The sequence below is a fragment of the Arthrobacter sp. 9E16 genome, assembly GCF_002929435.1.
GTDB classification, from domain to species: Bacteria; Actinomycetota; Actinomycetes; order Actinomycetales; family Micrococcaceae; genus Arthrobacter_B; species Arthrobacter_B sunyaminii.
Genome location: NZ_PJIU01000003.1, coordinates 136137 through 153489, shown reverse-complemented (window position 1 = coordinate 153489; position 17353 = coordinate 136137). Strand labels below are relative to the sequence as shown.

At 66.0% G+C, this 17353-nt stretch carries 16 protein-coding genes; 7 read left to right on the top strand and 9 right to left on the bottom strand.

Annotated features, from left to right (window positions below):
- Positions 1–2: 2 nt before the first annotated feature.
- The 5 genes from CXR00_RS13010 to CXR00_RS12990 form a co-directional block, all read right to left on the bottom strand.
- Positions 3–1211: an alpha-hydroxy acid oxidase gene (locus CXR00_RS13010; RefSeq protein WP_104054996.1), complete on the bottom strand. Its 1209-nt coding sequence runs from the start codon at positions 1209–1211 to the stop codon at positions 3–5.
- Between the two features lie 61 nt (positions 1212–1272).
- Positions 1273–1854: a hypothetical protein gene (locus tag CXR00_RS13005; protein WP_104054995.1), complete on the bottom strand. Its 582-nt coding sequence runs from the start codon at positions 1852–1854 to the stop codon at positions 1273–1275.
- Positions 1855–2055: 201 nt separating this feature from the next.
- A complete protein-coding gene (locus CXR00_RS13000; protein ID WP_104054994.1) occupies positions 2056–3579 on the bottom strand; it encodes a PTS ascorbate transporter subunit IIC in 1524 nt (507 codons plus the stop codon).
- A 59-nt stretch (positions 3580–3638) separates the two neighbouring features.
- Entirely contained in the window at positions 3639–3911 is a 273-nt protein-coding gene (locus tag CXR00_RS12995) for a PTS sugar transporter subunit IIB (RefSeq protein WP_104054993.1), read from the bottom strand.
- A 24-nt stretch (positions 3912–3935) separates the two neighbouring features.
- Positions 3936–4385 carry a PTS sugar transporter subunit IIA gene (locus CXR00_RS12990; RefSeq protein ID WP_104054992.1) on the bottom strand — a complete coding sequence of 150 codons (450 nt, stop codon included), beginning with the start codon at positions 4383–4385 and terminating at the stop codon, positions 3936–3938.
- Between the two features lie 176 nt (positions 4386–4561).
- Here CXR00_RS12990 and CXR00_RS12985 point away from each other — a divergent pair, with 176 nt between their 5' ends.
- Both CXR00_RS12985 and CXR00_RS12980 read left to right on the top strand, forming a co-directional pair.
- Positions 4562–6589 (top strand): transketolase, encoded by a 2028-nt coding sequence (locus CXR00_RS12985; RefSeq protein WP_258060449.1) that lies wholly within the window; start codon positions 4562–4564, stop codon positions 6587–6589.
- Positions 6590–6703: 114 nt separating this feature from the next.
- Positions 6704–7144: a hypothetical protein gene (locus CXR00_RS12980; RefSeq protein ID WP_104054991.1), complete on the top strand. Its 441-nt coding sequence runs from the start codon at positions 6704–6706 to the stop codon at positions 7142–7144.
- A gap of 42 nt (positions 7145–7186) precedes the next feature.
- On the opposite strand, the gene CXR00_RS12975 is transcribed toward CXR00_RS12980, so the two are convergent.
- From CXR00_RS12975 to CXR00_RS12960, 4 genes are read right to left on the bottom strand one after another with little or no spacing between them, the layout of a single operon-like run.
- Positions 7187–7444 (bottom strand): hypothetical protein, encoded by a 258-nt coding sequence (locus tag CXR00_RS12975; protein WP_104054990.1) that lies wholly within the window; start codon positions 7442–7444, stop codon positions 7187–7189.
- A 46-nt stretch (positions 7445–7490) separates the two neighbouring features.
- Positions 7491–8909 (bottom strand): xylulokinase, encoded by a 1419-nt coding sequence (locus CXR00_RS12970; RefSeq protein ID WP_104054989.1) that lies wholly within the window; start codon positions 8907–8909, stop codon positions 7491–7493.
- A gap of 57 nt (positions 8910–8966) precedes the next feature.
- Positions 8967–9959: a class I mannose-6-phosphate isomerase gene (locus CXR00_RS12965; protein WP_104054988.1), complete on the bottom strand. Its 993-nt coding sequence runs from the start codon at positions 9957–9959 to the stop codon at positions 8967–8969.
- The gene (locus tag CXR00_RS12960; RefSeq protein ID WP_219815609.1) at positions 9956–11020 is read right to left on the bottom strand and encodes a LacI family DNA-binding transcriptional regulator; all 1065 of its coding nucleotides are present in this window, start codon (positions 11018–11020) and stop codon (positions 9956–9958) included. Before CXR00_RS12960 ends, CXR00_RS12965 begins: the two co-directional genes overlap by 4 nt.
- A 206-nt stretch (positions 11021–11226) precedes the next feature.
- On the opposite strand from CXR00_RS12960, the gene CXR00_RS12955 reads away from it, so the two are divergent.
- The 5 genes from CXR00_RS12955 (at position 11227) to CXR00_RS12935 (ending at position 17297) form a co-directional block, all read left to right on the top strand.
- Complete coding sequence (locus CXR00_RS12955; protein ID WP_104054986.1) at positions 11227–12186, top strand: ABC transporter substrate-binding protein; 960 nt, start codon at positions 11227–11229, stop codon at positions 12184–12186.
- An 84-nt stretch (positions 12187–12270) separates the two neighbouring features.
- Positions 12271–13797: a sugar ABC transporter ATP-binding protein gene (locus tag CXR00_RS12950; protein ID WP_104054985.1), complete on the top strand. Its 1527-nt coding sequence runs from the start codon at positions 12271–12273 to the stop codon at positions 13795–13797.
- Between the two features lies 1 nt (position 13798).
- Positions 13799–14788, top strand: coding sequence for a ribose ABC transporter permease (locus tag CXR00_RS12945; RefSeq protein WP_104054984.1), 990 nt, complete (start codon positions 13799–13801; stop codon positions 14786–14788).
- Positions 14789–14880: 92 nt separating this feature from the next.
- Entirely contained in the window at positions 14881–16575 is a 1695-nt protein-coding gene (araB, locus tag CXR00_RS12940) for a ribulokinase (protein WP_104054983.1), read from the top strand.
- Positions 16572–17297: an L-ribulose-5-phosphate 4-epimerase gene (locus CXR00_RS12935; protein ID WP_104054982.1), complete on the top strand. Its 726-nt coding sequence runs from the start codon at positions 16572–16574 to the stop codon at positions 17295–17297. Before araB ends, CXR00_RS12935 begins: the two co-directional genes overlap by 4 nt.
- Positions 17298–17353: the final 56 nt, after the last annotated feature.

Here is a 17353-nt window from a genome sequence, read left to right as displayed (position 1 = left end):
GCCTAGACCCGGCGCACATGCTCCGGCGTCAGCTCGGCCAAACTGGTGACGCCGAGCAGCTGCATCACCGTCGTCATTTCGGTGCGCAGGAGCTCCAGCGTCCGTTCGGCGCCCTGCCGGCCGCCGGCCATCAGCCCGTACAGATAGGCGCGGCCGATCATTGTGAAGTCAGCCCCGGCGGCGATCGCGGCCACGATGTCGCCGCCGGACATGATGCCCGAGTCCAGAATGATTTCGGCGTCGGGCCCGACGGCGGCGCGGATATCGGGCAGGATCCGCAGCGGCACCGGGGCCCGGTCCAGCTGCCGGCCGCCGTGGTTGGACACCACAATGGCGTCGGCGCCGCGGGCGAAGGATTCCACCGCGTCCTGTGGTGACTGGATGCCCTTGACGATCAGTTTTCCGGGCCAGGTCTCGCGCAGCCATCCCAGATCATCGAAGTTCAGGGAGGGCTCAAACATGGTGTTGACGGTCTCTGCCAGGGAGACCCGCTCGCCCTCGAAGTTCGCGAAACCCAGCGGTTTGGTGGTGAGGAAGTTGAACCACCACTCGGGCCGGTAGGACGCGTCCAGGACGGTCTTGGGCGTGAGGGTGGGCGGCATGGTCATGCCGTTGCGGGTGTCCCGCAGCCGGGCGCCGGCCACCGGGGTGTCCACCGTGACGATCAGCGCGCCGTAGCCGGCGGCGGCGGCACGGTTCACCAGTTCCCGGGACCGGCCGCGGTCCTTCCAGAGGTAGAGCTGGAACCATTTGGCGGCGTCGGGCACTTCAGCGGCGAGCTCCTCGATCGAGGCCGTGCCCATGGTGGACAGTGAAAACGGAATACCGAACGCGGCCGCGGCCCGGGCTCCACCGATCTCGCCTTCGGTGTGCATGAGCCGGGTCAGGCCGGTGGGCCCGATGCCCACGGGCAGCGCCGACTCCGTGCCGGCGATCTTGGTGCGCAGGTCCACGCTGGTGACATCGCGCAGCACGTGCGGAACAAATTCGACGTCATCGAACGCGGCGCGGTTGCGGTTCAGGGCGTGCTCACCGAAGGATCCGCCGTCCACGTAGTCGAAGGCTGCCGCGGGAATCCGCCGCTTCGCAATGTCGCGCAGTTCCCAGACATTGGTGGCTTTCGCCAGCCGTGCCCGCCGCCGGTCCAGATCAAAGGGTCTGAACTGGACCAGGTCTCGGAGTTCTTTGTACTGGGGAATTCTGCGTTTCATGGCTGGTGCTCCTCACGTCCGGAAAGGCCAGCGTAAGCATGACGGGCGTGCAGCACCTTATTCATTTCGCCTGTGTTGCGGCGTCCTCGAGCGGGTGCGGCAGCGGGTCCAAGCCGGTGGTGGTTTCGGTCAGCAGTCCGTCCGGATCCCTCATCCATTGCCTCCCGTTGGTGTCCGTGAAGGTGAGAGTCGCGCGGTACCGGCGCCCGCCCATAATCGGTTCGGTTTGGGCGTCGCTCTGAAGCCATTCAAGAAAAGGCCCGTCTCCGGCGAAATAGCGACCGGGTGCCAGCACAGCTGCACGCGCAGCAATTTCCTCCACTAGTGCTCCGCTGGCTGCCTGCCCCGCTGCACGGACAACTTTGACCTCGTAAATGGGGGCTGACGACGGATTGACGATTTCCAGACCCCATTCCCCCTTTCCGCTGCCGCGGCGCAGGATTACGGGCCAGGACCCCACCCCCTCTGCCGCCTTCTTCGCACCTTCCATTTGTTCGCGCTGATCCCGATCGCGTTCCAGTTCCATCAACTCTCGGGCCTGCGCCAACGCGCGGTTTGAATACAGCGTTTGAAACGCAACAAATATCAACGCCCCCATGGTGCCCAGTCCTGACATGATTTCTGCCGCGTCTACCCAATTCATTTTCCCCCCTGACATTGACGCCTTGCCACGCTCTGGCCCATCAAGGGGACTATAGGCAGTGGCGGCCCCTGTGCCCAGAGTGGCACCACGCACCAAAGCGGCCGTTGGCTACGCAGATCCTGTTCGGATTCTGCATAACCAACGGCCGCTTATTGCTGATATTTCTTCTGCCTGTCTTTATGGAGCGCAGTACTGCCTTGTCTACACGTCCTTCTCTTTGTCGGCAGCATCCTTGGCGGCAGCTTTGGCGGCATCGGCACGTGCTTTCTCGGCTGCCTTTTCTTCCTCAAGCCATTTGTCGCGTTTGGCCCCGGGAACCCAGCCCGCATCCACGACCTTGCGTTGGTAGATGCTCGCAGCGACCACGAGCACCAACGCGATCAGGACGGTGAGAACAATTCCGCCTGCTGTCCCGGTCCGGAGGCTGAGCCCAATGATGGTTCCGAACCAGCCGAAGTCCGCATCGCCGAAGGTGCTGTTCGCGAAACCGAATTCACCGAGCACCTGGAGCAGGATTGCGGGCAGGATCGTGATGATGACCCCGTTGATGAAGCCGCCGGCCATCGCACCGCGGCGTCCGCCGGTGGCGTTGCCGTAAACGCCGGCGCCGCCTCCGGTGAAGAAGTGGGGCACCATGCCGGGAAGAATCAGGGCGAGCCCAAAGACCGGGTTGAGCCAAACAGCCAGGAGCCCGAGGGCAACCAGACCGCCCGCGAATGAACTGAGGAACCCGATCAATACAGCGTTCTGACCGAAGGGAAAGACAATGGGGATGTCCAGGGCCGCCTTGGCACCGGGGACAACCTTATTGGCGATTCCCTGGAACGCTGGAACCAGCTCCCCCAAAACGGTGCGCACACCATAAAGAATGATGGCTACGCCCACGCCGAACTGAAGTGCCAAACCAAAACCGGCCATGATGAACGCTCCGGCATCGGCAACGTCAAAGATGGCCAGTGCCTCGTCACGGGGAAGAGCTATCAAACCCCAAATGGAAAAGACGAGGTAGATCAGGACCATGGACAGAGCGGTTGCCACCATGGAATCCCGGAGGAAACGTAGGCCCTGCGGGAATTTGATGTCCTCGGTCGATTTGCTGCGGCGGCCCACCGCCTGGCCTGCGGCACCGGCCGCTATGTATCCGAGGGTTCCGAAGTGTCCGATGGCGATGGTGTCATTACCGGTAACTTTTTTGGTCCAGGGATGGACAAAGGCCGGCATCACCACCATGACGACGCCCAGGAGAACCGCTCCGATGATCACCACCAGCCAGCTCAGGTCTTCGCCCAGACCGACCGACAGCACCACGGTGAGCATGGTGGCCATAAAAACCATGTGGTGTCCCGTGAGGAAGACGTACTTCAGCGGCGTGAACCGGGCAAGCAACAGCATCACCAAAAAACCAAGCGTCAGGACATAGGCGCTCTGGGCACCGAAGTCCTCCTGGGCAATAGCCGTGATCACCTCGTTGGTGGGAATCACGCCCTGCGCACCGGTTACCGCGAGGATGAGCGTGCCGAGGGGATCCAGGGAGTTCGTCACCACCGTTGCTCCCGCACCGAGGATCAGGAAGCCCAGGGCTGCTTTCAGCGCCCCACCCACCACCTGGCCGGAGTTGCGGCGCAGTGCGATCAGGCCGATAGCGGTGATGATGCCAATGAGGTAGGCCGGTACGTTGAGAATTTGTTGCCCGATGAAATTCAAAATGACGACAAGCCAGTCCATCGTAGGCACTCCTTTTTTTGGGGTGGCAGCAAACGCCTTTTAGGTGGCAGGGAACGCGGCTATTCGATGGCTGCTGAGAGTTTCTCTTTGATCTCGTCCATGTCGACGAAGTTGTCGATAATGATCACTTTGGCCGGAACCTCGCCGATCTCCCCTGCGAGCTCATCGCTCGTCAGGACGATGTCCGCGGACTGGGCTGCGCCCCTGGCAACACCGATGTCGGCTGCTTCGACATCACCTTCCACGCCCAGGTCCCTCAGGACCTGTTCCGCGTTCATCTTCAACAGCACCGAGGTTCCAATGCCCATGCCGCAAACGGCAACTATTTTCATGGGGTGCCTTTCCATCGAGAGCGATTAGTTGGTGTCCAAACTCTTCAGCAGGTCCCGCACTTCCGTTTCCGTGGTCGCCGCTTCCAGCCTGCCGCGGAGTTCCTTGTTGGCAAGGACCCCGGCGAGCGCCTTGAGAACTTCAATGTGTGCGTTGTGATCCGTGGCGGCCAGGCCTATCACCAGGGTCACCGGGTCATTCTTCGCGTGGCCGAAGTTGACCGGGTCCTTGAGGCTTACCCAGCTCAGCCCGCCCTTCAGGACAGCTTCGGAGGGCCGCGCGTGGGCAAGGGCTATACCGGGAGCAATGACGATGTACGGACCGTGTTCTTCAACTGCTGCGATCATCTGATCGGTGTAGTCCCCGGTGGTGACTCCGGCCGCAACAAGTCCATCGCCCGCCAGGCGAATCGCGTCCCGCCAGTCGGCTGCGGGCGCCTTGAGGTTGATGGAAAACAGTGAATTTTCGAGGTTCATGGCCACGGTGAATCCTTAGGAAACTGGGAGGTCCTGATCCATGCATCGTTCTTCACCGTGCCATCGTGACGAAGCGTTGTCCATGGAACTCAGGACAAGTGGGCCTTCGCCCCCAAAAAACCCGGGGGATCCGCGCCCCGTTGACTTATGTCCGGCTGCGGCGCCACAGTGACGGTGTGACTGAGAACCGCTTGCCTGAACAGTCCGGATCCGATTTTTCCCTGGATCAGAGGGCGGTCGCAGCTGCCCGGGCCATTCCCGCTCACTTGGTGCAGGAAAAGGGACACGGGCACGCCGGAACCGCCATGGCGATGGCGCCGTTGTCCTATGTCTTGTTCTCCAGGGTCCTGCGCCACTGTCCCGCACAACCGGACTGGCCTGCCAGGGACCGCTTTGTCCTGTCCGCAGGACATGCGAGCCTCCTGCTGTACATCCAGCTTTTCTTTACGGGCTACGGGCTGACGCTGGCCGATCTGGCCGCCGGACGTTCCCTGGGATCGAAGACTCCGGGGCACCCGGAGGTTCACCACACTCCCGGCGTCGAAATGAGCACCGGGCCGCTGGGGCAGGGCGTGGCCTCCGCCGTCGGCATGGCAGCGGCCGCACGCCATGAACAGGCGGTCTTCACTCCCGGTTCCGACCTTCTGGACCACACCGTTTGGACGCTTGCCGGTGACGGATGCCTGCAGGAGGGCATATCCGCCGAAGCCTCGAGCCTCGCCGGCACCCTGGGCCTGGACAACCTGGTGCTGATCTGGGATGACAACGGCGTGACCATCGACTCCCCCACGAGCGAAACGTTCTCCGAAGATGTCCGCGCCCGCTACGCGTCGTACAACTGGCGGGTTCTCGAAATTGACGACATCACCGATCTCGACGCCGTTGAAGACGTGCTTCGACAGGCCGCCGAGAGGACCGGGCGGCCCACCTTTGTTGCCGTGAAGACGGTTATCGGTGCTCCCTCCCGCAAGTTTGGCGGCACGCCTGCCGCCCACTCCGGCGGGTTCGGAGCCGAGGAAGTGGCGGAGGTGAAGAAAGCACTGGGGTACGCCCCCGACGCCGGACTCAAGGACCTGGTCGACGACGAGTTACTGCGGCACACCCGCAAGGCCGCTAAGCGCGGAGCCCACCAGTATTCCGAGTGGGAACGCGCCTACGGTCAGTGGGCGGCGGAGCACCCGGGTGACGCCGAGCGGTGGACCCGGTTCCGCGCCGGTGAAGTCGATGCATCGGCGCTGTCAGAAGTTTCAGCGGGGAATCAAGGCGACCTCATCGCCACCCGCACCACCAACGGTGAGGTTCTCCAGGCTCTGCGGTCCACTGCAGCTCTCTGGGGCGGTTCGGCGGATCTGAGCGGTTCCACCAGCGTGGCCGTTCCCGGCGAACCGTTCTCCGCGCAGAACCCGTCCGGTGAGTTCATCCGCTTCGGTGTTCGGGAACATGCCATGGCGGCGGCTCTGAGCGGCATTGCCCTGCACGGACCGTGGCGGCCCTTTGGCTCCACCTACCTCGTGTTCAGCGACTACATGCGTCCCAGTATTCGCCTCGCGGCGCTGATGGGGCTGGGGGTGATTTACGTTTTCTCCCATGACTCCGTGGCGGTGGGCGAAGACGGGCCGACGCACCAGCCCGTGGAACAGCTCGCCTCGCTGCGGGCCGTCCCCGGGCTGGATGTGGTCCGGCCCGCAGACTCCGTGGAAGTGCTCGCCGTGTGGAGACGCATGCTCGCGTCTGCGGACCGGCCGGTGGCACTTGCCCTGAGCCGGCAGAAGCTTCCCGTTCTGCCGTTCGCGCTGGCGGCCGACGACGGCGCCGGCCGGGGCGGATATGTTCGCTGGCAGAACGGCGGCGGGGAGGATCTGGCGTTCATCGCCACGGGCAGCGAAGTCTCCCTCGCCGTCGAGGCCGCGCAGGTCCTCGAAGGCGAAGGCATTTCTTCGCGCGTTGTGTCCATGCCCTGCGTTGAATGGTTCAGCGAGCAGGACCCGGACTACCGCGAACATGTCCTCCCGGCCCGGCTGACAGCCCGGGTGACGGTCGAAGCCGGACGCGGAGACGCCTGGTACCGGTGGGCCGGCAGCGGCGGCCGGGTGGTTTCCATCGACCGGTTCGGGGAGTCCGGCTCGGGCAGCGAAATTCTGCATCTTCGCGGCATCCATCTGGACAACGTCCTTGCTGCGGCCCGGGAAACCCTGCGGGGATAACCTCCGTCCGGGGAGCAACACGGCGATACGGTCAAATCTACGACTTGACCTTCAAAGCCCCCGAAGGTTTAACTTAGATCTTGCAACAACGTTCACTGAAACAAAGGAAATTCATTGCCCGCAGAACGCAAGCTCCCCGACAGCACCACCCTCCGCCAGCTCCGCAAACAGGGCCTGCGCCTGATCGATATCGCCGAACAGTACGGAGTCACTGAGGCTGCAGTCTGGAGGGCCCTGGACCGCGCCGGCTTCACCAAGGAACGGGCAACGTACAAGGATGTCCTGCCCTGGGAGATCGCGGACGAGCACAAGACCACCGCCGTCATGGACCGCTTCCGCGCCATCGCCAAGCAGAAGAGCGGCGGAAAACTGAGTCCGGAAGAAGACCGGCTGCTCGCTGATTGGCTTCGCGAGCTCGCCGACAACGACGTCGTGGTGAACTATCACAAGGACGCACCGCCCAACGCAGCCAGCAGGAAGGGCGGCTTCTATTACGTCCCCCGCACCGACGCGGATCAGTGGCTGATTAGGGAACCCGGCACAGCCGCCGGCTAAGCGCCGTACGGCCGGGACGCAGCAGCGTCCCGGCAGACGGTTTCAACTGCCGGCCGGCGGGGCCCAGTCCAGGGGTTCAAAGGACGCGCGCCGGGCCACCCGCCGCGGCAGCTCCGGCGCCTTCTGCCCGGATGCTTCTTCGCTCCGCGGCTTTGCTGCCGCTGCGGCCAAGGCGTCCGTGAGTGGCTTGCTGTGCACAACACACAAATCGACGACGCCGGCACCGGCCGCGCCGTCGATCGTCCAGGTGAGTACCCCGGGACGCCCACAGATGACGCATGCGACTTCCTCTGAGCTCATGCGTCAATCCTATCCGTGGCCCCGGAGCCAGCTCAGGCCTGCAGCGTCACCGGACGGTGGCCGCGGCCGCCCGGTACCGCTGCAGGATCTCAGGCGCCGGAGCGGCTTCCACAGTGCTGGTGCCGGACTGTGCCCACTGCGGCCAGCTGCCCGCCAGCACTCCGGCGGCCTGCTTGGCGGCGCCGTTGGCCACATATTCGTCGGGTTCGGGAACCGTCACGGGCAGCCCGAAGACCGCCGATACTGCGTGCTGCAGCGCGGCTGACCGGGCGGCACCGCCCACGAGGATGACCCGGCGGACGTCGGTCCCGACGGCGGTCAGGGCGGCCAGACCGTCAGCCAGCGAGCAGGCGATGGCTTCCACGGCCGCGCGGGCCAGGTTTTCCGGGGTGAAGTTCTGCAGCGTCATGCCGTGCAGGGATCCGGTGGCGTCGGGCAGATTGGGTGTGCGTTCACCCTCGAAGTAGGGCACCATGGTCAGGCCGCCGGCTCCGTCGCCGGCGGCCTGCGCCAGTTCAGTCAGCGCAGGCAGGTCCACGTTCAGCAGGGCCGCAGTGGCGTCCAGCACCCGGGATCCGTTCAGGGTGCACACCAGCGGCAGGTAGTGGCCGGTGGCGTCGGCGAAGCCCGCAACCAGGCCGGTGGGATCCGACGTCGGTGCGGCTGATACCGCAAAAACCGTTCCGGAGGTGCCTACGGAGACGACGACGTCGCCCACTTCCGCGCCCACGCCCAGCGCAGCACCGGCGTTGTCCCCGCTGCCGGCACCGATCAGCTGCCCGGCCGGCGTGCGCAGTTCCGATTCCAGCGGCCCCAGCACCCGGGGCAGCACCGGAACGTGGCCAAGGGTTTGCTCCAGCACCTCCGGCAGGTACTTCCCGGTGGCCGGCGACCAGTAACCGGTGCCGGATGCATCGGAGCGGTCGGTGCACAAAGCGGCAAGACCGGCGGCGCCGGAGCCCGGCCCGTAGCCGGCCAGCCGCCAGCTCAACCAGTCATGGGGCAGGCAGACGGCGGCGGTGCGGGCCGCATTTTCGGGCTCGTTCTCCGCCAGCCAGCGCAGCTTGGCGGCAGTAATGGACGCCACCGGCACGGTCCCGGTTGCCCGGGCCCAGTACTCCGCGCCGTCCAGCCCACCGGAGGCTGCGGCGTCGTCGATCATGGCCCGGGCCGCGGCGGCGGAGCGGACGTCATTCCAGAGCAGGGCCGGGCGGACCACGGCGCCGTCCGCATCCAGGCACACCATGCCGTGCTGCTGGCCGGATACGGCAATGGCGGCCACGTCCTCGATGCCGCCGGCCGCAGTGACGGCTGCCTGCAGTGCGGTCCACCAGGACTCCGGATCCACTTCGGTGCCGGGGGCATGCCGGGCGGTGCCTCGGCGCAGCACGGCTCCGCTTTCGGCGTCACGGATGACAATTTTGCAGGACTGCGTGGAGCTGTCCACTCCGGCGACCAGGGGCATGGCTTGGACCTTTCAGGGAAAGCGGAAGGATGACGGCGAAAAGCGGGCAGGTGCAGCTCAGGCCCGCGGCGGCCGGCAGCGCATCAGCGACAGGGTGCCCGCCACCTGCAGTTCGCCGGCGGAAAACGGCAGCAGCACGGTGTCGCCGGCGGCCAACGGCCAGGCGCCGTCAGCCGTGGTCAGGGTTCCGGCGCCGTCCAGCACCACCAGGACGCTGAACCCGGGGTCCAGGACGGCAGAGCCGGCGACGTCGGTGCGCTCGGCCCGGAAATATGGACCGGCGGCGGCCGCCAGGGTGGAGTCGCCGGTGCCGCCGCGCACCACCAGCGCGTCGAGGTCCGCCGTACTGAGCGCGCGGGTGTCCGTAGCCTGCAGTGCCGTGTCGAAGCCCAGGCCCAGATGGCCCTGGGTGGTGCCCTCGATCGCGAAGTCCTTCCACTCCAGCAGGATGGAGAGGTCCTCAGGTTCCTGGACCTCCACCAGGAAAATCCCGCTGCCAATCGCGTGCGGGCAGCCCGGCGGCACGTACACGCTGTCACCGGGGCGGACGTCCACGCGGTGCATGGCGGCCAGCATGGCTTCCACCTCCTGGCCGTCCACCCAGCTGCGCAGTTCCTCCGCGCTGACCGCCCGGTTAAAGCCCAGGTGCACCGAGCCGCCCTCCAGGATGTACCAGGCTTCGGCCTTGCCGTGCCTGCGGCCCAGGTGTTCGGCGGCGAAATCCTGCTCGGGGTGCAGGTGCACCGGCAGCCGCTGCCCGGCGTCGAGCAGTTTGACCAGCACCATGGTGTCCGCGCCGTAGCGGGCCAGGTGCTCCGGGCCCAGCCAGGAGGCGGGGTCGGCGCTGATTTCGTCCCGGAGCAGCCGGCCCGTCGAAACTTCGCTCAGGCCCAGCACGGGTTCGCCGAAGAGGGTGGTGGTGGACCCTACCCAGTCCTCGGGAACCCGTTCACCGGATGCGGCGGTGCCGCGGAAGGCACGGATTTTTTCGCCGCCGCGGTAGAACCTGTCCGCGGGCTGGTTGCTGGGCAGAAAGATCGGGGCAGTCACTGGATTCCTTCGGTTGGCTGGCTTGCGGAGCCCGGGTCAGGCGGACAGTCGGTGCTGGTGCCGCGGCGGCTCAGCTGCGTGGGGAGCACTACGGTTTCAGGGTCAAAGTCCTCGCCGCGGATCCGGCGGAAGAGCAGCTCGGCTCCCAGCGCGCCCAGGGCGTAGTTGTCGTAGCTGATCACCGTCAGCGGCCGCGGCATGAGGTCGGAGAGGTGGAAGTCGTCAAAGCAGACCAGGGGTTCGGCGCGGCGGTGGGCCCAGAGCGCGCGCAGTGCCCCCACCCCCGAGCGGTTGTTGCCGCAGAAGAAGGCGGTGGGCGGCTGTTCCTCCGCCAGGATGGCGTCCATCCGCCGTGCGGCCTTTTCCGGTGTGGCCACGTTGTGGACCACCTGGGACTCGTCGAAGGGCAGTCCGCGGTCCGCATAGGCCTGGCGGACGCCGTCGAGCCGTTGGCCCATGGTGGGCATCTTCAGGGTGTCGATCAGGATCCCGATCCGGGTGTGCCCCTCGTCCAGGAGCAGCCCGGCGCCGGCGCGTGCGCCGGCAAAGTTGTCCAGCACCACGGCGTCCGCGTCCAGCCCTTCGGGGCGGCGGTCCAGGAAGACCATGGGCGTGCCCAGGTCCATTTCCTTTTGCAGGCCGGCGTGGTCTCCGGAGGTGGGCACAATCAGCAGCCCGTCCACCCGGCGGCGGCACAGGTCCTGCACGGCCTCGAGCTCGTCGTCGGCGTTTTCTCCGGAGTAGGAGGTGATCAGCTGAAAGCCGTTGGCCCGGGCGACGTCAGCCACCGCTGCGGCGATGGTGGCGTAAAACTCGTTGCGCAGGTCCTTGATGAGCAGCCCGATGGTGGCGGTACTGGAGCCCGAGCGCAGCACCGCTGCAGCGAAATTGGGTCGGTAGCCCAGCTCCTCGGCGGCCTCCTGCACGCGGCTGGCCATCTGTGCATCCACGCTCTGCACGCCGTTGACCACCCGGGACACGGTTTTCAGGCTGACTCCGGCGCGCTGCGCCACGTCCGTCATGGTGGGTCGGCGGCCCTGGTGATGGCTGTCGGCGTTCATGTGACCCCCTTGTTGCGTGACGTGGCTGTTGCTGAAGTGTGTGGTTTAGACAACGTTGTCTCACATGTATAACATGACGGGACAACGTTGTCCGAATGTCGTGCGTCACTCCCTCGGCCCTGGTTTCCGCGAAGAAGCGGACGCTGCGGAGCCGGATTACGCCCGCCGTCCGGACGCGTCAGAAGAGACTACAAAGGAGTATCTACATGAAGGCACTCAAGAGCGCCGCACTGCTCGGAGCCTTGGCACTGAGCGCCCTCTCCCTCTCCGCCTGCACCGAGGACATGAGCGCCTCAGCCGGCGGCGAGCAGAGCACCGAGGTCAAGGCAGTGGGCCTGATGGTTCAGGACCTGGGCAATCCGTTCTTCAACTCGATGAAGAACGGCGTGGAGGCAGCCGCCAAGGATCTGGGCGCCACCTTCTCCGCGCAGGACGGGCGTCAGGACCTTGCCGCGCAGAATGACCAGATCGATGCCTTCATCCAGCAGGGTATCGACGTGCTGCTGATCAACGCGGTGGATTCCGAGGGCGTTGGGCCCGCCGTCCAGCGTGCCCGCGACGCCGGTATCACCGTCGTCGCCGTGGACGTAGGAGCCAAGAACGCCGAAGCCACCGTCACCACGGACAACGTGCAGGCAGGCCGGCTGGCCTGCGAAAGCCTGATCGAGCAGATCGGCGGCAAGGGCGAAATCCTGATTGTGGACGGCACCCCCACCACCTCCATCCAGGACCGCGTCACCGGCTGCGAGGAAGCCCTGGCCGCTGCGCCGGACGTCAAGGTGGCCGGACAGCAGAACGGTGACAACGGCCGCGAGAAGGCCCTTACCCTGACCACCGATATGCTCACCGCGTCCCCGAACATTGCGGGCATCTTCGGTGTCAATGACCCCACCGCACTGGGCGCCAACCTGGCCGCCCAGCAGGCCGGCAAAACGGACCTGATCATCACCGGCGTGGACGGCTCCCCCGAGGCCGTGGCCGAAATGGGCAAGGGAACCTCCATGTTCAAGGGCACCGCCGCCCAGGACCCGAACCTGCTCGGCTCCACCGCGCTGGAAATGGCCGTGAAACTGCGCGCCGGCGAAACCCTGGACGAGGACACCGTGCTGGTGCCCAGCTCCCTGGTTGACGCCGCGAACCTCGCGTCCTACAAGGGCTGGAAGTAACAAGGCCCGGCAGTATCAAACAACGACGGCGGCCGTCACCGGCCGCCGTCGTTCCCCACCGCACCACACAAAGGCTGCAATGCAATGACTAATCCATTACTGCGCATGAGCGGAGTCAGCAAGAAATTCGGCGGCGCCGTGGCCCTCGAAGACGTTCACTTGGAACTGCATGCGGGCGAAGTTCACGCGCTGATGGGGGAAAACGGGGCCGGCAAGTCCACCCTCATGAAAATCCTGTCCGGCGTGTACACCCCGGATGCAGGCACCATTGAGCTCAACGGCGAGCAGATCTCCATCGCCAACCCCCGCGACGCCCTGGCCAAGGGCATCGCCATCATCCATCAGGAACTGAACACCGTTCCGGACATGACCGTGGCGGAGAACCTGTCCCTGGGCAGCGAGCCGAACCGCGGCGGCATCCTCAACCGCAGGGAACTGCGCCGCTCGGCCCGGGAGAAACTGGACCGGATCGGCGCCGACATTCCGGTAGACCTGCCCATCGGCCGCCTCTCCGTAGGCATGCAGCAGATGGTGGAAATTGCCCGCGCCGTCGCCGAAAACGCCAAGATCCTGGTCCTGGACGAACCCACTGCCTCCCTCTCCCAGGCCGAAGCGGAACGGCTCTTCGAACTGGTGGAGGACATGCGCGGCCGCGGCATGGCCCTGGCCTACATCAGCCACCGGATGGAAGAAGTCTGGAAACTCTCGGACCGGATCACCGTGCTGCGCGACGGCCGCTGGGTTTCCACCACCGGCCGCAGCGAAGCCACTCCCGAAGACATCGTGAACCGGATGGTGGGCCGCGACGTCGACAATCTCTACGTCCACGAGGACCGAGAGCCGGGCGCCACCGTCCTGTCCGTCCGCGGACTGACCAACGGCAAGGGCATTGGCCCCGTGGATCTGGACATCCGTGCCGGCGAAGTCGTGGGCCTGGTGGGCCTGGTCGGTGCCGGCCGCACCGAACTGGCCCGGATGATCTTTGGCGCCGACGCCAAGACCGGCGGCACCGTCAGCATCGACGGCAACGAGGTGCAGATCAGCAGCCCCGGTGACGCCATCGCCCACCGGATTGGCCTGCTGCCGGAAAGCCGCAAGGAACAGGCCCTGTTCCTTGACATGTCTATCCGAGACAACGCTGCCATGAGCACCTTCGGGAAGTTCAGTTCCGCCGGCCTCATTAAACGGCGCAGCCTCCGCGACGCCGTCAAGGGTGAAGTTGCCTCCCTGCGCGTGCGCAGCACCTCCATCGACCAGCTGGTGCGCGGCCTCTCCGGCGGCAACCAGCAAAAGGTGGTGCTTTCGCGCTGGCTGATGCTCGAGCCCAAGGTGCTCATCCTCGATGAACCCACCCGCGGCGTCGATATCGGCGCCAAGCAGGAGATCTACCGCATCATCAATGACCTGGTTGCCCGGGGCGTGGCGGTGCTGGTGATTTCCTCCGATCTGCCCGAGGCACTGGGCATCAGCGACCGCGTCTTCGCCGTGCGCGACGGCCAGCTGGTGAAGGAATTCAGCCGTGCAGAAGCAACCGAACAATCCGTCATGATGTACGCCACCGGCGTTGCCACCGAAGGATCCGCCGAATCCCAGCTCCTGGGGGAAAAGTAACATGTCCACACTTACAAAAAACCCGTCCTCCTCCGCTCCCGCCGCCAAGAAAGGCCCGGACCTGCCCTGGCTCTGGGACCGGTACGGCATCCTGGCCGTACTGGTCATCCTCGTGGTGATGATGAGCATGTTCGCGCCGAACTTCCTCAGCGTGGACAACGGCCTGAACGTGGCCCGCGCCGTCTCCATCAACGCCATCCTCGCCGCCGGCATGACCCTGGTGATCCTCACCGGCGGCATTGACCTGTCGGTGGGTTCCGTCGTCGCCCTGACCGGCGTCAGCTCCATCCTGCTCTGGACCGCAGGCGCCCCCGCCATCGTCGCCGTCCTCGGCGGCATTGTGGTGGGCGCTGCCACCGGCCTGATCAACGGCAGCCTGATTGCCTACCTGGGCCTGCCCGCATTCATCATCACCCTCGGCGCCCTGACCTACATCCGCGGGTTCTCCTACTCGCTCACCGACGCGCAGCCGCTGATCGCCAGCGACCTCGGCTTCCGTGCCTTGGGCAACGGCGGCATTGCCGGCATTCCGACGCCGGTGGTCCTGATGATCGCGGTCTACGCCGTCCTCTGGTTTGTCCTGGAGCGCACCACCTTCGGCCGGCACATTTACGCCATCGGCGGCAACGCCGAAGCCGCCCGCCTGGCCGGCATCAAGGTCAAGTGGACCCTGGTCCGCGTCTACCTGATCATGGGCGCCTGCGCCGGCCTGGCCGGCGTCATCTTCGCCGCCCGCGTGGAATCCGGCCAGCCCAAGGCCGGCGAAGGCTACGAACTGGACGCCATTGCCGCCGTCGTCCTCGGCGGCACCGCCCTGGCCGGCGGGCGCGGCCGGATTGTGGGCACCCTCATCGGTGCCCTGATCATCGGCGTGCTCAGCAATGGACTGGTGCTGATGAACGTTCCGTTCTTCTACCAGCTGGTGGTCAAGGGCATTGTGATTGTCCTCGCCGTGGGCATCGACGGGCTGAAGAACTTCAAGCGCGCCTGATCCCTTTTCCTGCACGTCCGGGCCTGTCCCCTGCTGAGGCAGGGGACAGGCCCGCGTTTTATCCCTCTTCCTTCTCATGTCCAGGACAATCCATGAATCTTGCAGACAGTTATGTCATCGGTGTCGACTACGGCACCCTCTCCGGCCGGGCCGTGGTGGTCCGGGTGTCCGACGGCACCGAGCTCGCCGACGCCGCTTATCCCTATCCGCACGCCGTTCTCACCGATGCACTGCCCGACGGCGGCCCGCAGCTGCCGCCGGAGTGGGCACTGCAGGTGCCGCGCGACTACGTGCAGGTGCTGCAGCACGCCGTACCCGAAGCCGTCCGAAAAGCCGGCATCGATCCTGCCCGGGTGGTGGGGCTGGCCACCGACTTCACGGCCTGCACCATGGTGCCGGTGACGGCCGACGGCGTGCCGCTGTGCGAGCAGCCCCGCTTCGTCAACCGTCCGCACGCCTATGTAAAACTGTGGCGCCACCACGCCGCCCAGGCGCAGGCGGACCGCATCAATGAACTCGCGGCCGAGCGGGGCGAGTCCTGGCTCTCCCGCTACGGCGGGCTGGTCTCCTCCGAATGGGAATTCGCCAAGGGCCTGCAGGTCCTGGAAGAGGACCCGGAAGTCTATGCCGCCATGGAGCACTGGGTGGAGGCCGCTGACTGGATTGTCTGGCAGCTCACCGGCAGCTACGTGCGCAACGCCTGCACCGCCGGCTACAAGGGCATCTACCAGGACGGCCGCTACCCTTCCGCCGACTTCCTGGCCGGACTGAACCCGGACTTTGCCGGGTTTGTGACGGACAAGCTGGAACACCGGATCGGGCAGCTCGGCGATTCGGCCGGAACCCTCTCGGCGCAGGCTGCGGCCTGGACGGGACTGCCCGAGGGCATTGCCGTGGCGGTGGGCAACGTGGACGCCCACGTCACCGCCCCGGCCGCGAAGGCCGTGGAACCGGGCCAGATGGTGGCCATCATGGGCACCTCCACCTGCCATGTGATGAGCGCCGAGGGTCCGGCCGACGTGCCGGGCATGTGCGGGGCCGTGGACGGCGGCATTGTGGACGGGCTCTGGGGCTTTGAAGCCGGGCAGAGCGGCGTGGGTGACATCTTCGGCTGGTTTGTGCGCACCTGCGTTCCGCCGGCCTACGTCTCCGCCGCCGCGGAACGAGGTCTGGACGTGCACCAGTACCTGACCGAGCTGGCGTCCCGGCAGGCCATCGGCGAGCACGGGCTGCTGGCCCTGGACTGGCACAGCGGCAACCGTTCAGTGCTGGTGGACCATGAACTGTCCGGCGTCTTTGTGGGCCAGACCCTGGCCACCGCACCCGAGGACATGTACCGGGCCCTGCTGGAAGCCACCGCTTTCGGCACCCGCGTGATCGTGGAGGCCTTCCGGGACAGCGGCGTTCCGGTCCGCGAACTGACTGTCGCCGGCGGCCTGTTGAAGAACCGCCTGCTGATGCAGATTTACTGCGACGTGCTGAACATGCCCATCTCGGTGATCGCCTCGGAGCAGGGACCGGCACTGGGCTCGGCCATCCACGCGGCCGTGGCGGCCGGCGCCTATCCGGACATCCGCGCCGCCGCCGAAGCCATGGGCAACGTGCAGCGCAACGCCTACCTCCCGGACCCGGAGAACGTCCGGGCCTACCAGCAGCTGTTCGAGGAATACCGGACGCTGCATGACTACTTTGGCCGCGGCGGCAACAACGTAATGCACCGACTCAAAGCCATGCGCCGCGCCGCCGTTGCCGGCCGCACCACTTCCCCGATTGGAGTTTCGTCATGACCCAGCACGTTTCCACTCCCGATTCCGCCACTCCCGGTGCCGCAGCCGGCATTCCCGCACACCTGCGGGACGACGTCGACCGGCTCAAGGCGGAGGTGGCGGCCCTGCACGGGGAGCTGACCGCCAACGAGCTGGTGGTGTGGACGGCCGGCAACGTGTCGGCACGCGTTCCCGGGGCGGACCTGATGGTGATCAAGCCCTCCGGCGTGGCCTACGCGGACCTGACCGCCGAGAACATGGTGGTCACCGACTTGTTCGGGACGCTGGTGGAAGGCGACTTCGCGCCGTCGTCGGACACCGCCGCGCACGCCTACGTGTACCGGCACATGGAACACATCGGCGGCGTGGTGCACACCCATTCCACCTACGCCACCGCGTGGGCCGCCCGCGGAGAAGCCATTCCCTGCGTGCTGACCATGATGGCGGACGAGTTCGGCGGGGAAATTCCGGTGGGGCCGTTTGCGCTGATCGGCGATGATTCGATCGGGCAGGGCATTGTGCAGACCCTGTCCGGCTCCCGCTCCCCCGCCGTGCTCATGCAGAACCACGGGCCGTTCACGGTGGGCCGCGATGCGCGTGCTGCGGTGAAGGCTGCGGTGCTGTGCGAGGAAGTGGCACGGACCGTGCATATTTCCCGGCAGCTCGGGGCGCCGCTGCCGATTGGGCAGGCGCAGATCGACTCACTGTTCAACCGGTACCAGAACGTGTACGGGCAGCACTAGGGATGGTTTGACGACGACGGCGGCACCAGGCCGCCGTCGTCGTGCCTCCTTAACAA

Excerpts from the sequence above, each read along its gene's own strand:
- CXR00_RS13010 (WP_104054996.1), bottom strand. The coding sequence starts at position 1,211 with ATGAAACGCAGAATTCCCCAGTACAAAGAACTCCGAGACCTGGTCCAG.
- CXR00_RS13005 (WP_104054995.1), bottom strand. The coding sequence starts at position 1,854 with ATGAATTGGGTAGACGCGGCAGAAATCATGTCAGGACTGGGCACCATG.
- CXR00_RS13000 (WP_104054994.1), bottom strand. The coding sequence starts at position 3,579 with ATGGACTGGCTTGTCGTCATTTTGAATTTCATCGGGCAACAAATTCTC.
- CXR00_RS12995 (WP_104054993.1), bottom strand. The coding sequence starts at position 3,911 with ATGAAAATAGTTGCCGTTTGCGGCATGGGCATTGGAACCTCGGTGCTG.
- CXR00_RS12990 (WP_104054992.1), bottom strand. The coding sequence starts at position 4,385 with ATGAACCTCGAAAATTCACTGTTTTCCATCAACCTCAAGGCGCCCGCA.
- CXR00_RS12975 (WP_104054990.1), bottom strand. The coding sequence starts at position 7,444 with ATGAGCTCAGAGGAAGTCGCATGCGTCATCTGTGGGCGTCCCGGGGTA.
- CXR00_RS12970 (WP_104054989.1), bottom strand. The coding sequence starts at position 8,909 with ATGCCCCTGGTCGCCGGAGTGGACAGCTCCACGCAGTCCTGCAAAATT.
- CXR00_RS12960 (WP_219815609.1), bottom strand. The coding sequence starts at position 11,020 with ATGAACGCCGACAGCCATCACCAGGGCCGCCGACCCACCATGACGGAC.
- CXR00_RS12955 (WP_104054986.1), top strand. The coding sequence starts at position 11,227 with ATGAAGGCACTCAAGAGCGCCGCACTGCTCGGAGCCTTGGCACTGAGC.
- CXR00_RS12950 (WP_104054985.1), top strand. The coding sequence starts at position 12,271 with ATGACTAATCCATTACTGCGCATGAGCGGAGTCAGCAAGAAATTCGGC.
- CXR00_RS12945 (WP_104054984.1), top strand. The coding sequence starts at position 13,799 with ATGTCCACACTTACAAAAAACCCGTCCTCCTCCGCTCCCGCCGCCAAG.
- araB (WP_104054983.1), top strand. The coding sequence starts at position 14,881 with ATGAATCTTGCAGACAGTTATGTCATCGGTGTCGACTACGGCACCCTC.
- CXR00_RS12935 (WP_104054982.1), top strand. The coding sequence starts at position 16,572 with ATGACCCAGCACGTTTCCACTCCCGATTCCGCCACTCCCGGTGCCGCA.